A 15536-nucleotide genomic window follows, 5' to 3' on the forward strand; every position below is an offset into this window, starting at 1 on the left:
TAACGTTTAGCTACAATATACTATATTTTTTAATAGTATATAAATCTTTTGGTTGCAATAATAAATAAAAAAAAATATAAGAATATTAAATAAAATAATCAATAACTTAATAAATTATGTTCGATAATGTAAGGAAAATAGGGACATAAGAGTTAGATAAAATATTGAGAAAGGTAAATAAATCTTTAAATGGGTATTCGCTTAATTAAACGACCTATTTGAGAAAAGAAACTAGAGTTCTAGATTAAAATTTTAAATAAAATAAAAGAAAAAAATAAATTAAAATATATTTATTTTAATTTAGTTCAACATTGCTACTAGGTCTTCTGCTGCCATTCTTGTTTCTTCTCTGTTAGCACCAGCAACGATTAATACATCGTATCCCTTTGCCATTGGGTCTGCTATCCATTCCCATTCTCCGGCAGAGGTTGCCCAGTCAACTGTGGATGCTCCCATGTCGACTAAGTCCTTTACGATGCTGTTGTATACTGGTCCACCGACAAGAATTAAGTTCCTTGTGTTTGTGGCAGTGTTGACTTCTATGTCAAGTTTTATGAGCTCAACTGGGTCAATCTTGACGTTTGCTGTGTACTTTATTGTGTCGCCTGCTGTGGACATGTTGATTCTTAAGTATACACCGTCTTTGTCAGGATTGTCTTTTAATGCCTGACCAACGTATGGTGTAACTGCAGCAAGTCCGAAATATGCAGGTGCAGCACCTTGTGGTGTTGCCAATGCATCAGGAAGAACTGGTGCTTTAAATGGTCCGTAGATTGCTGCTGTAGTTGCAACTGAGTCAAATAGTGCTCCGGTGTTGTATCTACCGTAATCAACATCGACTACTTCAACTGTAAAGTAGTTCTCTGGACCGTTAACTGTGTAAGTTGTCTCACAGTTTGGTATGTTGATTGTGTCACAAAGCTGTAATTCAAGTGTATCAAAGTTTGCATCTGGGCAGTAGGTTGTACATCTTGGTGCTGGTTTCCAAAGTATGTATGCATCATCTATATCGTAGTCACCTACAACTGTAGTTGCAAATTCCCAAGGTACTACTGTTACAGTAGCCTCTGTTGGTGAGATAAACTCAGCATCCATTGCTACTCTTCTCCATCCACCAGTTATTGCAAGACCGTAGTCGTTTGGTGTTGTGACGAATGGATCACAGCATCCCTTGTCTTCTAAGTATCCGAAGTCTTCAATTGCGTAAAGGTTGAATTCTGCAAGGTATGAACCGTCTGCACCGACGAATGTCTTGATACCGTCGAGCATGAAGTTTACATATCTGAAGAAGTCGTAAGAGTATCCGCTCTTTTCCTTTGTTACAGTTGTGTATTTAACATATGGGTCGTATTCATTTCTTCTTGTTGGGTTGGATGTGAATGAACCCTTTCCACCGTATGTTGCACAATCTGGGCAGCAAACAGTACAGTCACCAAGTGAGTCCATTACCATTATGAATGTAAATGGTGAAGTTAAGGCTGGGCCTGATACTGTTATGTATGCTTTGTTTTCATAGATGTTAACATCATTTAATGTTACAGTCCATCCGTGGAAGTTGTAAACATCTCCGACCTTCATGATTTTCTCTGCTTCTGCATATGGTCTACCGTACATGAAGTATCCACCAAGGTAGTACTCCATTCCGTCAACGGTGTTTGTCCATGTTGCACCAGCGAACATTGGTTTGTACATCTTTCCAAGGAATTTTATTTCATTTAAGTATCCTTTCTGTGCAGTTGTAAAGTCTACCATACCCCAACACTTGTTGATGCCACAGATGTTCTGGCCATTTTCAAGTAATGGATATCTAATTTCTGCAGTTCTGTATACAATTCCTGAAACTGAACCTTTGTCGCCTATGAAATCTGCAATTCCGTTGGGCCCTGGGTCAGATTCGTATTTGTCTGAGACTATTAACTGGATTTCTTCGTGTGCTTCCATTGCGGTACCTGTTCCACCAAAGTTGTAATCACATGCAGAATCAAATGTCTGTGGTGTCTGTTTGTAAACATCTACCCAAGCTCTTGTAGAGAACATTCCATATGCAAAGTCCCATGCACCATCTGCATCGTCATAGCTTCCACTTGCCCATGCATTTCCTCTTGTCATGCCTGCAGTTGGAGATCCAGCTACTGCTACATTAACTAGTTCGTATTGTACAGTTGTTCCAGAGGATGTCAATACTGTAAACTTATAAACTCTGTCCTTTGAATCCCATTCTTTTGTAGAGTTTGAGAACCATAGTGTTGAAAGTCCCTTAGCAACTAAGCTACCTGCAGGATTTCTAACATCTGATGGCATTGCTATTTGAACATATGTATCGTATGCTGGGTTTGGCCAGCTGTTTTCTGCTGTTTCCCAGTACATGCTTGAATATAATTCATATCCAGCGTAGTATGAAGCGGGTCTTAAATTGTAACAGTTGGCAGTATTGTAGTCTACTCTTAAAGGAATGTCGTACCTGTATTCTCCAACTTTCTCCCACTTTACGGATGCTGTTTTTGTTGTTGATGCTGTTTCTTCAACAGTTGCCATGTTTCCGACTGCTGCTGCGATTAATGATGCAGAAACTACATCGGATGCGTTGGCCTGTGCACCAACCACTACTGTTACGTTTGGTTGTCCCGTTGCTGGGTCAATAAACCATGACTTAGCTGGAGCGTCTGCTGCAGCGGCTGCGCCAGCTACAGTTGCTCCAATCATTGCAGCCCCTGCAAGGACTGCTCCAATTGTTCTTAATTTCATATATTTTCACCTTAAATAGGTTTTAATTTAATTTCTCAAAAGGGTACAATATTATATTGATTGACTTTATTTATAAATCTTTTGTCTAAAAAGAGATAGGAGTTCATATAGATGCTTTTTAAAAGAATAATAAGAAATAAAATAAATTATTTTTTCTTTTTTAAGTAAATATATAGTAGGGCCGCTACAGATCCACCAAAGATGCCAACTTCTTCAAATGGAGTATTTTTAATTTCAGATTGTTCGTCATTCTTTTTAATTTCTTCGTTAAAGGTTATGTTTTCTACGTTTTGAGCATTTTCGATAACTTGGTTTTCGGGTATTGTAGTTGGAACAGTTTCAGCAACTGAGCTAGTAATATTATAATTCAAATCAGTCGGAGGTATTGCGTAAGCAGTTAAATTATAATAACATACTTTTGGTTCAATTATTATTTTTTGATTAGAATCCATGTATTTTACTGAACTTGCTAGAATATAATTAGCATTTTTTGGTATGTAAACGTGCCAAATAGATTTATCAGATTCAATTTTATTCCATAGTTCGTTACCATTCCAATCGAATAAATAATAGCCACCCTTATTAGAAGTACCAACTGCCATGAACTTACCATCTGAAGAAATAGATAGTGCACTGGGCATACCTTTTAATTCTTTTTTCCATACTACGTCTCCACTTTCAACAAAGAAATAGAGATTATTGCTATCTGTGCCTATTACTATATGTTTTCCTGAATCAGACATTGTGGCAACTTTAATTTTTTCATTTGTAAGCGATTTTTTCCATAATATATTGCCAGTTATATCAGAAAATTCAATTCCAGTTTTGTCATGTACCAAGAGAACTCTTGAATTTTTATTATCAAATAATATCTCTTTTGGATCTCCTACATCTTTTGACCACAATAAAACTCCCGCTTTATTAAAGAGATAAAATTTGTTAGCGGTAGTGACACCAATATATTTATTTGAAGAAGGATTAACGGACTTAATATTGGATTCGAAGTTATAATCCCACAATAAGCTTCCTTTATTAGTTAGTAAAGATAATTTATTGCTATCACTTAATAAAATTAATGATTCTTCAAATATTTTAGCCTCTCTTTGATTTGTTAAAGTATTTAATTTCCATTTTGGTGACACGTTATCCGAAAAGGATTTATCAAGAAAACCTCCCCACCAACCCCCTCCTAAGGGAACCCATACCAAGCTAGGCTGAGCTTTTTGGGGGTCTGTAGTTCCTACAAGATCATAGTATTCTAATCCATCTGAAGTCAAAGCTAGAAGAAAGTCCCCATTAGGAGAAATACTAACAGAAGATGCATTTTTTCTAGTAGACCATATTATTGTATCCTTTCCGTAAACGTATATTGAAGATCCTGAACCATACCCAGATGCTGCAGTGTAAAATCCACTTTTTACGAGAGAAATACTAGATAAAGATCCGGGCAAAATAAAACAAAAGCTTTCAGTTTCATCTGCCACAACAGAAAAAAATTGCGTAACTAAAAGCATCATAAATACTAATACAAATATTTTTTTCATATTTAACCTCCGTATTATTTCCTACTTTCCATATATATAAAAATATGGAAAAAAATAGGGAAAATATGGAAAGCCTAACAAATTAAATATAAAAAAATATTATTTAGGCTTGTGTGGCCCTAAAACTACCAAGGCTTGAGTTCATTCCCCGGGTAATGACATCAAATGTTAACTGATGAATTATTCCTGCAACATCAATTCCTATGTCCTGTACTTCAGACATATTGAGGTGTATTACATCTGGCTCTATCACACTCATTGCCACAGGAGAAAATTTTATTACTGCTTCAAACAAAGTTTCAATATCAAAAAATAAGGCTTCCATCCCAACTACTCCTTCCCAAGCTTCGCCCTCTCCAACTTTCTTTGCAAGCATCTTATTTATTAGTGCCCCTGTATCATTTACAAGGTCTTTTGTCTTTTCCATTACAGACTTTTCATCCTTTGCCCTAGCCTCAACTACAAACTTAAATAAGACCCCACCTTGGTCTATCGCCTCTTCAATTTGTTCTTCTTCAAGCCCAATTTTTTTCTGGGTTAAGCCTTCAGTTTCTCCGATTCTGTAAAGGGATAAACTATATTTTTTGCATAGTTTGTTAATTGTAGCTGAAACATCACCAAAAATCTCCAGAAGTTCCTTTGATTTGATCTTTACATCTCCACTTATAATTTCAATTGTTGAGGGTACAAGTCTCATACAAAGGGTGATGTACTCTCTAAACTCTGTCTTAATATCAACTTCAACTACTGAAGAGTAAAAAATCCTGCCCATCTCGTCTTCATCAGATATAATCTCATGGAATAGCTCTCTAGTTATCTTTACATTTTTTAAAGACTTGATCTCCTCAAGCAATTTTTTAAGCGAGATTTCAAGAGCCTCTTTTGAGTTACTCTGGGATTCTAAGTAAAAAGTAGCTTCAATCATAAAATATATTCAAAAAATCTATTTATAAAGTTTTCAACACTGCTAACGGTAAAGTTTAAAATAAAATGAAATGAAAAAAATCAATATGTTTGAAATAGGTATAGTTGGGGCCGGGAAAATTGGTAGCGGCATAATAAAAGGTCTAATTGAGAAAAAGGCACTCAAAGGGGAAAATATTATCCTAAATGATGTTTCAGAAAACATATTAAATCCAATTAAAAGTGAATATGGAATAAATATATCGTTAGATAATAAAGATGTTTTTTCATCTTCTAAAGTAATTATAGTGGCTATAAAGCCTAATTTAATTGCCACAGTACTTGGAAGTGTCAAAGACTTAAACTTAGGTGGAAAACTCGTAATTTCTGTTGCTGCAGGAGTTCCTATAAGATTTATTGAAAATATTATCCCAAATGTGGCAGTTATCCGAGTCATGCCAAATATTTCACTCTCTATTGGTTTCTCACCATCCTGTTATTCACTAGGGAAACATGTGGCTAAAGAAAATGAAGAGCAATTCGTAGATATTTTCAAGAATCTTGGTTCAGTTATCAAAGTCGATGAAAGTAAGATGGACGCCGTTACTGGGTTATCTGGATCTGGTCCTGCATATGTTTTTTCATTTCTAAAGGCATTGACTGAGGGCGGAATAAAAGCTGGATTATCTGAAGAGATTTCTAGAAAACTTTCTTTGGATACCTTATATGGGGCAGTTTTAATGGCATCTTCAACTGACAAGAGCTTTGAAGAGTTAATAAATATGGTAAAAACACCTGGCGGCACAACTGAAAAAGGATTACTGAAACTTGAAGAGTATCTGATGGAAAAAGGGATAACAGAAGCAGTTATAAAAGCCACAGAAAGGTCAAAAGAATTGGGGGAAGTATATGGAAAGTGTTAAGGATAAGGCCATTTTGGTAAAAGAAGCTTTCATCAAACTATCCAACGCTAATACGAATGATAAAAATGAAGCATTACTTCTTATGGCAAAATCGCTTGACAAGAACAGAAAAAAGATTTTAGAAGCCAATAGTTTTGATATTGCCGAAGCTAAAAAACTCTTTCAAAAAGGAGAATTGACAGAATCTCTTGTAAAAAGGCTTGAGGTGACTGATTCAAAAATAAATGATATGATTAGCGGTATTAAAGATGTGGCAAAGCTAGAAGATCCAGTTGGGAAAACTCTTAGCGGAATTGAACTCGATTCTGGGCTGGATCTCTACCAGATTGCCGTACCAATAGGCGTAATTGGGATGGTATTTGAATCAAGGCCTGATGTAGTACCACAAATAATATCTCTTGCACTCAAAAGTGGGAATGGGGTTTTATTAAAGGGGGGCAAGGAATCAGTGAAAACAAATAGGGCAATTTATGAAGTTTTGATTGGCTCTATTAAAAATAAATCAATTCCAAAAAATGCATTCCAGCTGTTAGAAAAAAGGGAAGATGTAACTGAAATGTTAAAACTAGACAAATACATCGACCTCATAATCCCAAGAGGGTCAAATGATTTTGTAAGATTTGTACAGTCAAACACTAAAATTCCTGTCCTAGGCCATGCAGATGGAATATGTCACGCTTATGTCGATAAAAAATATAGTGAGGAGAAGGCTCTTGATGTATGTTTTGATGCAAAGGTGCAGTATCCTGCGGTATGTAATGCTATTGAAACATTGCTAGTGCACGAAAAATCAGCTAAGAAGTTTCTCCCAAAAATTGGAAAGATGTACAAAGAATCTAATGTAGAGATGAGATGCTGTGAGCAAAGCTATGAAATTCTAAAGGATTTAAAAGTGAAAAAGGCAAAGGAGAAGGACTGGGCAACTGAATATAACGATCTAATAATAGCAATAAAAATTGTGAAATCTTTAGAAGATGCAGTTTCCCATATTAATAAGTATGGCTCTCATCATACAGATACAATAATCACAGAGGACAAAAAGGCCAGTAAATATTTCTTGAACTTTGTGGATTCTTCTTCAGTGATGCTAAATGCTTCTACTAGATTTGCAGACGGATTTAGATATGGAAAAGGTGCAGAAATTGGGATAAGTACTGGAAAAATACATGCAAGAGGACCGACTGGTATGGAAGGAATGCTAATATACAAATATGTTTTATTAGGAAATGGTCACAAAGTTTCAGATTATGTTGGGGAAAACGCAAAAGTATACACCCATAAGAAAATTGATAAAAAATTTAATGAATCTTTAAAATGATTAAGAAGGCAATAAAATGGCTAACAGGAAAGAGCTTTTCAGGAATGTAAAAAAAATAGTTGTAAAAATTGGAACATCAAGCCTTACTACCAAAGAAGGAAAGTTTAACAAAGATTTTGCCAGAGAAGTTGCAAGACAAGTTTCAATATTAAAATCAGAAGGGGTAGATATAATCCTTGTTTCCTCAGGTGCTATTGGAACAGGCTGTGAAATATTAGAATTCAAAGAGCGCCCAAAATCAATACCGTTAAAGCAGGCAACTGCTGCTGTTGGCCAGGGCATTTTAATGCATGAGTGGAGCGAGGTCTTTAAAGAGTTTGGCCTTAAAGTTGCACAGATTCTTCTAACATATGATGCTTTTTCAGACAGAAAGACTTACCTTAATCTTAGAAACAGTATGGCTGTTCTTTTAGAACTAGGGGTAGTACCTATAATAAACGAAAATGATCCGATATGCGTACATGAGATTGGTGAAACTTTTGGGGACAATGATACCCTATCAGCTATGGTTTCAAGTAAGGTTGAAGCCGATTTATTAATACTAATGACCGATATAGACGGTCTTTATACTAAAAATCCTAAAAAATCAAAAGATGCTAAGAAAATACCTATTATTGAAGAGATTACCCCAGAAATAGAAAGTTTTGGGGGAGGGGCTGGAGAAAAGGGTACAGGTGGAATGAAAACTAAATTAGAAGCTGCTAAGATTGCACAAAAATCAGGATGTTACATGATTATAGCTTCAAGTGAAGATAAAGACTTAATTTCTAGAGCTGTGTCAGGAGAAGATATTGGAACCTTATTTATCCCTACAAAAAAAATAGAGAAGAACAAAATAAGGTGGATTACTCTTGCAAAACCTAAAGGTAAGATTTTTGTAGATGAAGGTGCAAAAAATGCTCTTTTAGATCACAAAAGCCTGCTGCCAAGAGGAATAGTTAATGTTCAAGGAGAATTTGAAGCAGGTGACATCGTTTCAATTCAGACTGAAAAAGGTATTTTTGCCAAAGGGATAACAAACTATACTAAAAAGGAACTTGAAATGATAAAGGGTCGAAATACTGAGGAGATAGAGCCCATTTTAGGATATAAAAATTATAATGAGATAATAAAGAGTGAAAATATAGGGATTATAAAAAAATAATTACTTGTTCCTATATTTAATTGTCAAAAAATCCCATGTTTCTCCTTTAGATCCACCAGTAACAAGTATATTGTTTTCCGAATCTATTGCAATCCCATTTGCTTGTGATATTCTACCATTATCGTATATCTTTTCCCAGAGAAGTGTGCCTTTAGTGTCATATTTTAAAGTTATAAATCCATAATTTATTTCATTGATTTGTGTTATTCCAGTGACTAAAATATTATCGTTTTTATCAATTGTGATATCATAGGCTCTATCGTAATTGCTTTTTTCATATATTTTTTCCCATAGAATATTTCCTTCAGAATTTGATTTTACTGTATAGATTTTATATTTATCTTTAGCCATCACAAATCCGGTTACAATAATATTGTCCTTGGAATCAATGCCTACAGAGAATGCTTCGGCATATGGCTCAGAGGTGCCCCATTTGCCATGCCACAATTTGTTGCCATCTTTATCATACTTAAATGTGTAAAATGTATAATCGCCACGCCCTCTATGTTCTTTACCGTTACTAGAAAATCCTGTTACAATAATATTATCTTTTGAATCTACTGCAATCCCATAAGGAACGTCGTCTTCACCATTGGTCCACATGACTTTCCATAGCATGTTACCATCGTTATCATATTTAATTGTGTAATAATTATATACTATCACTTTTGTCCTACCTGTAACAATAATGTTATTCTTTGAATCTACTGCAACGTCATATGCAATATCGTCGTTTCCTCTATTTGGAGAATCATTCCAAATCACCTCTCCATTTTTATCATATTTTATTATGAAATATTTCCCACTTGCAGTTCCTACGGTAATAATATTGTCCATCGAATCTACTGCAATGCCATATGATTCGTCCCTAATGCCAACATTGAATCTTTGTTCCCAAGCCACGTCTCCATTTTTATCATACTTGATTGTATAAAAATCTCGATCTCTTCTAATTATATCTCGGGATGTTCCTGTGACTATTACATTGTCCTTTGAATCTATTACAGTTGCATATGCCATTTCATCTAATCCGCCATCGTATCTTTGTTCCCAGATAATATCTCTAAATTGGCCAAAAACTGGAGCTAAGGTTATTATAAAAACAATAAATGTTGCAATAAAGTATCTTTTTCTCATAGGACCACCAAGGTATAAAAACAACATAAAACGCATATATAAGATTTTTGCCGAATAGAGTATTACGCCGATATTAAGACATTTGAAAAGCCTTATAAATCGAGTTCTTTTCCCATTTCCAATGAATACTCTCATACTAACAGAAAAACCAAATGTAGCAGAAAAAATTGCAAACTTTCTTGGAAATGCAAAGAAAAACCAGTATGAGGGTGTAAAATACTATGAAGTTGAAGAAGGTGGCAATAAAGTATACGTTGTCTCTGCAGTTGGCCATCTTTACAAGTTACGACAGAGAACTCCGATAAGAGACTATCCATTTTTTGATGTGGAGTGGGTTGAAACATTCAAGAACAGTAAGAAAAGTAAATATGTAGAACCCTATGTAAGGCTTATCGAAGAGATATCAAAGGAAATGGACACATTTGTAAATGCATGTGACTATGATATTGAGGGTTCAGTTATAGGCCATAACGCACTTGTCTATGGTGCAAAGACAGATATCTCAAAATCATTTAGGATGAAGTTCTCATCGTTAACAAAGGATGAGATTATATCCGCCTATGAGAATCTAAATCCTCCGGATTACCCAATGATAAACGCTGGTCTTGCAAGACACATCCTTGACTGGTACTATGGTATAAACACTTCGAAGGCGATGACAGAGTCTTTGAAAAAAGTTTCTGGGAGGTATGTAACACTTTCAGCAGGACGAGTCCAGACGCCAACTTTGAAGTTTCTACTAGAAAGGGAAAAAGAAATTTATCAGTTCGTATCAGAGCCATACTGGATTTTATTTATTGAATTCAAAAAAGATGGTATTTCAGTAAAAGCATCTTACCAAAAGGAATTCTTCGATGAAAATGAAGCTTTGTCAATTTTTAAAGACATTAAGAATAAACCTGCTTTAGTAAAGGAGATATCAAAGAAAGAAAAAAGGATTAATCCACCGCACCCATTTGACCTAGGTACCTTGCAAAAGGAAGCCTACAAGAACTTTAGCTATTTACCAAAAAGAACTCAAGACATTGCACAGTCGCTTTACGAGGCGGGGTTAATTTCCTACCCAAGAACATCATCCCAAAAATACCCCTCTAGTCTCAATTTACGAGGAATAATGGAGAAGTTAAAGAAAATAGAAGAATACTCCAGCCATTGTGAAGAGCTAATGAAGACAAATCTAATTCCAACTGAAGGTAAAAAAGATGACCCTGCACATCCTGCAATCCACCCAACAGGGGAATTGCCTAAAAAACTAAAAGACGATCAGTCAAATCTCTATGATCTTATAGTCAAGCGATTCTTAGCTGTCTTTGGAAAGCCTTACGTTTACGAGTCGATTTCAGTTGAGATGGATGTAAACGGCCATTCATTTTTTGCAAGTGGAAGAGTTGGTATTGACCCCGGATTTTTGAAATACTACGGCGATTATTCTGGTGTTGAAGAGGTATTGCTTCCTGAGCTAACGCAAGGAGAGATGCTAGAAAAGATTTCCCCAAAGAAGGAAGAAAAGGCAACTAAGCCTCCTGCACGTTATAACCCTGCTTCAGCAGTATCTGAGATGGAAAAACTAGGGATTGGAACAAAAGCGACAAGGGCCAATATAGTTGATATTTTGTATGATAGGAACTATATTGATGGTCGGCAGATAATTGTTACTGACCTTGGTGAAGGTATAGTTGGAACTCTAGAAAAGTACTGCCCAGATATCGTGTCAGTAGAACTAACAAAGCATTTCGAAGAGCAGATGGAAAAGATTCAGGATAACGAAATCACAAAAGAAGAGATACTTTCCGAGGCAAAGGAAAAACTTACCGATATCTTCACTAAGTTCAAAGAAAATGAAGAAGATGTTGGTAAAGAGCTCCTAGTTTACCTTGAAAGAGAGGAGAGAAGGAGGAACTATGTTGGAATCTGTCCGATTTGTGGTGAAGGAGAGCTTTTCATTAGAAGTGGAAGATTTGGCCCCTTCATAGCATGCCAGCGATACCCAGAGTGTAACGCAACATTTTCTCTTCCAAGTAACTGCCTTGTTACCCCAACAGAGGACAAATGTAAGATCTGTGGATTTCCTGTTGTTATAGCAACAAGAAAGAGATCCAGACCTCAAACAGTCTGTATAAATCAAGAGTGCCCCTCAAAGAATAATTATTCTGCTCCTATGGAAGGAAAAAAATGCCCAAGGTGTGGGGAAAATCTTGTTATAAAGAAATCATTCTACGGCCCATTTATCGGATGTTCTAGTTACCCCAAGTGCAGGTACACAGAAAAGATTTTAGAAGAAAAGGTAGAAGAAAAATAGAATTATTATTTTCTAATTTTATTTTGCTTTTGCAATACCTTTATAAATTTTTCAAAGTTCTTATTGACTGAGGGAGAACATGAAGATATTAAAAACTCCACATCACGATCTTGTTTTTGCTGAGTTTTCTGATCTTCCTGAGACGACGGGTACGGTCTACTTTAGAACTGATATTAATGGACCTCCTGGCCCTTCAGTTAGAATGGAGCAAGCAGTTGACACAATCTGTGAGCTAAGAAAACATCAGGAACCTGGATCAAACATTCTTGTAATAGCTCATGCCTCAAAGGCAGAGAAATCAATTGAAGATAATTTTAGTGAACTAAAGGCAGAAGTTGAAAATAGTAAGGTGAAAACAGCTCTTCCCCTAAAAAATATATTCTTTGCAAGGGATATGGAAGAACTTAGAAAATTAAACGAGTCTAATAAGGACTCAATTGTATTCTTGGAAAACGTTAGAAAGATCTGCGGTGATGAGCTTGTGCCACCAACTGACTCTACTCAGACTGAATTTTGGCAGTACTTCACGAAGTATACAAAGATAAATGGGGCCCTTTCCTGCTGCCACAGGGATGCTCTTTCTCTCAGGCTTTTTGCTGATGGCTGTTACTGCAATAACAGTTTCTTAAGTGAACTTTATGATATAACTCAACTCTATACCGACACAAGCGAACTAAAAATGTGGGGAGTGGCAGGTGCAAAGTCAGAAAAACTTGATGCTATTAGACTTACAGAAGGAAGAGATGACCTTATGGTGGTCCTTGATGGTGGGCCTGTATTTGTTTTACTCTTGTGGGCACTTTCTCAAAAGGCACCTTCACTAAAGAGGACGCTCCCAACGTCAATTGGAAAAGAGAACACTGAATTAATAGAAAAGTTCTACAAGAAAAACTGGGACAAGGTAAAAGAAAACGCACTTGAAATAGCAAAAAAGATCGACAACGGCTCCATCAGTATGATATTACCAATTGATGTCAATATCAAAAAATCTGATGGCACGACAAAGACGGTAAATCTAAAGGATATTGGAGAAGGAAAGTTTGAATCTATAGGCCCAAACAGCATTACAATGATTGGGAACATGGCCGCAAAGAGGATATTCCTCCAGAACGGATCCTGGGAGCAGAGAGAGAATCTTGATTGCTGCAAGGCAGAATCAACAACAAACAGCTTCTGCAAAGAAGTCCTAAACAAATCAAGCAAATTTTTCATAAATGGTGGCGACACAGTTTCAGATATAAGAACTCTTGAAAATGAGCTCAAACTTTCAAAGTACAGAGAGAAGGGAAAACTAAAGGAGCTTGCAGTTGGTGGATTTGTCGTACACTGGTGGAAGTACCTCTACCACGGAAAGTATGTTCCTCACGGTGTAAACTATGCAGAGATAGGAAGCTTTAGGACCCTCTACATGAAAAAGAAGGAGCAAAGGGGTTTTAACTGAAAATTATAGAAGAAGTGATAAAACTATGAGTGGTAAAGAATTTGTTAGAAAACATTCGCTATTACTTTACTTTCTATTGACCTACATTATATCCTGGGGCGGAATAATATTGATTTTAGGCCCAGCGGGATTTCAAATATTCTCCGGAGAGAAAATATTAACCGAAGGGTTTTCAAAACAAGTACTATTCATATGGCTTGTAATGCTAGCTGGTCCCACTATCTCTTCTTTTCTTCTTACGTGGAGTTTAGATGGAAAGGAAGGGTTGAAAAGGCTGATAGCTTCAATAGGTAACGTTAAGGTTGGTATTAAGTGGTATGCTGCATCACTATTTTTAATACCTCTAGTTCTTCTGGCAATACTCTTTTTATTGTCATTTAATTCTCCAAGATTTTTACCGAACTTTTCTATAATTTTTGGAGTTGCAATCGGATTTATGAGTGGATTCTTTGAAGAGATAGGTTGGACTGGATTTGCACTGAAAAAACTACAATTGAAATATATACCTTTAGTTTCTGGTATTTCACTTGGTTTCATACATACAATCTGGCATTTGTTTGCAGACTACTTAGGTTCAATTAACTTCTATAATGAAACTTATTTTCTTCATTTTGGATTATGGATAGTGGGGCTCGTTGCATTAAGAATTCTAATAGTCTGGATCTACAATAGCACAAAAAGTTTGTTTTTAGCCCAACTCACACATGCAAGCTTTACTGGAAGCCAGATTATATTTGGCCCAGTTGTTTCAGGTAGTGAAACTATAACTTATTATTCAATCTTCGTATTTACGCTTTTAATAGTTTCAGGAGCTATAGTATTAAAAGAAAAAGGAATGTTCATGAACAAATTTGTAGATAAGACTTCCAAAGATTTATAATATTATAAAAGAAGTATAATGTATGTACCTTACTAAGGAAGAAGAGCGTATTCTGGAAGGTAAAGAAGGGTATGCCGCACAAAAATCTATGGAGATCCTAGCTTCTTTGGGAGATATTTATGGTGCTGATAAACTTATCCCTGTTTCATCATGCCAGATAGCTGGAGCTTCTTACAAGACTATAGGTGATGCTGGACTTTTCTTTGTATCAGAGTTTTCTAAGAGCTCTAAGGTAAAGGTAAAATCAACATTGAATCCAATAGGAATGGACTCAACAGAATGGCAGCGAATGGGGATAAAAAAAGAGTTTGCAGAAAAGCAACTTGAGATCCTTGATGCTTATCTAAAGATGGGAATAGACTGTAGCTGTACATGTACCCCTTATTTGATTGGAAATAGACCCGATTGCGGGGAGCATGTTGCATGGAGTGAATCCTCTGCGGTATCATTTGTAAACTCCGTCCTTGGTGCAAAAAGCAATAGGGAGGGGGGACCATCCTCTCTTGCTTCTAGTATAATAGGGAAGACCCCAAACTATGGGCTACATCTCGAAGAAAATAGAAAGGCGGGAGTAATAATTGATGTTAAAGCCCAAATCAGATCATATTCTGATGTTGGTGCTCTGGGAAATTACGTTGGTTCAATTATTGGAAGTAAGATCCCTTACTTTAAGAATTTAGAGCTGGACTCTGACAAGCTAAAGTCACTTGGCGCCACTATGGCGGCCTCTGGCTCAGTAGCCTTATACCATGTTGAAGGATTGACACCAGAGTATAACAAAGCGATAGCTGATAATCTAGAAAAAATAGAAGTCGGCAAAGAAGAGATAGAGGAAAGTAAATGCAAATTAAACTCTTCTGACGATATGGAACTTATATGCATAGGTTGTCCTCACTGCTCTGTTGGAGAGGTAACAGAGGCCTTGGAGATTTTCAAAAAAGAGGGAAGAAAATTCAAAGGGGACATATGGATATGCACTTCAAGGTATGTAAAAAATGAGCTTGAAAGAACTGGAGTTGCGCAAGAAATAGAAAAGTATGCTAAGCTTTTAGCAGATACATGCATGGTTGTAACACCTATTGAAGAGATGTACCAAAAAACAGCGACTAATTCTGGAAAAGCGGCAATTTACCTTCCTTCTCTCTGTAAACAAAAGGTAAGATTTGGAGATTTAGGATCCTTAATAAGGGACTTCAAATAAC

Annotated in this window: 11 protein-coding genes; 7 read left to right on the plus strand and 4 right to left on the minus strand. The window is 36.1% G+C overall.

All coding sequences use genetic code 11. From position 1 onward, the window contains the following. Window positions 1–300: 300 nt before the first annotated feature. The 3 genes from HPY60_00875 to HPY60_00885 form a co-directional block, all read right to left on the minus strand. The gene (locus HPY60_00875) at window positions 301–2745 is read right to left on the minus strand and encodes an S-layer protein (protein NPV49738.1); all 2445 of its coding nucleotides are present in this window, start codon (window positions 2743–2745) and stop codon (window positions 301–303) included. 146 nt (window positions 2746–2891) lie between these two features. Further along, a complete protein-coding gene (locus tag HPY60_00880) occupies window positions 2892–4289 on the minus strand; it encodes a PQQ-binding-like beta-propeller repeat protein (protein NPV49739.1) in 1398 nt (465 codons plus the stop codon). A 103-nt stretch (window positions 4290–4392) separates the two neighbouring features. Further along, window positions 4393–5214, minus strand: a complete 822-nt coding sequence (locus HPY60_00885; protein ID NPV49740.1) for a hypothetical protein — start codon at window positions 5212–5214, stop codon at window positions 4393–4395. A 70-nt stretch (window positions 5215–5284) separates the two neighbouring features. On the opposite strand from HPY60_00885, the gene proC reads away from it, so the two are divergent. The 3 genes from proC to proB are packed head-to-tail and all read left to right on the plus strand — an operon-like array spanning window position 5285 to window position 8577. Further along, a complete protein-coding gene (gene proC / locus HPY60_00890; GenBank protein ID NPV49741.1) occupies window positions 5285–6115 on the plus strand; it encodes a pyrroline-5-carboxylate reductase in 831 nt (276 codons plus the stop codon). After that, window positions 6102–7433 carry a glutamate-5-semialdehyde dehydrogenase gene (locus HPY60_00895; protein NPV49742.1) on the plus strand — a complete coding sequence of 444 codons (1332 nt, stop codon included), beginning with the start codon at window positions 6102–6104 and terminating at the stop codon, window positions 7431–7433. Before proC ends, HPY60_00895 begins: the two co-directional genes overlap by 14 nt. Before the next feature lie 16 nt (window positions 7434–7449). Continuing rightward, entirely contained in the window at window positions 7450–8577 is a 1128-nt protein-coding gene (proB, locus tag HPY60_00900; protein ID NPV49743.1) for a glutamate 5-kinase, read from the plus strand. On the opposite strand, the gene HPY60_00905 is transcribed toward proB, so the two are convergent. Continuing rightward, window positions 8578–9714, minus strand: a complete 1137-nt coding sequence (locus HPY60_00905) for a hypothetical protein (protein NPV49744.1) — start codon at window positions 9712–9714, stop codon at window positions 8578–8580. A 121-nt stretch (window positions 9715–9835) separates the two neighbouring features. Between HPY60_00905 and topA the strand changes: the two genes are divergently transcribed. From topA to HPY60_00925, 4 genes are all read left to right on the plus strand, one after another. Beyond that, a complete protein-coding gene (topA, locus tag HPY60_00910; protein NPV49745.1) occupies window positions 9836–12013 on the plus strand; it encodes a DNA topoisomerase I in 2178 nt (725 codons plus the stop codon). Between the two features lie 79 nt (window positions 12014–12092). Beyond that, window positions 12093–13454 (plus strand): phosphoglycerate kinase, encoded by a 1362-nt coding sequence (pgk, locus tag HPY60_00915; GenBank protein NPV49746.1) that lies wholly within the window; start codon window positions 12093–12095, stop codon window positions 13452–13454. A gap of 25 nt (window positions 13455–13479) precedes the next feature. After that, window positions 13480–14334 carry a hypothetical protein gene (locus HPY60_00920; protein ID NPV49747.1) on the plus strand — a complete coding sequence of 285 codons (855 nt, stop codon included), beginning with the start codon at window positions 13480–13482 and terminating at the stop codon, window positions 14332–14334. A gap of 22 nt (window positions 14335–14356) precedes the next feature. After that, the gene (locus tag HPY60_00925; protein NPV49748.1) at window positions 14357–15535 is read left to right on the plus strand and encodes a DUF521 domain-containing protein; all 1179 of its coding nucleotides are present in this window, start codon (window positions 14357–14359) and stop codon (window positions 15533–15535) included. The last annotated feature ends 1 nt before the right edge of the window (window position 15536 follow it).

Origin of the sequence: Methanofastidiosum sp. (assembly GCA_013178285.1) — an archaeon.
Classification (GTDB): Archaea; Methanobacteriota_B; Thermococci; order Methanofastidiosales; family Methanofastidiosaceae; genus Methanofastidiosum.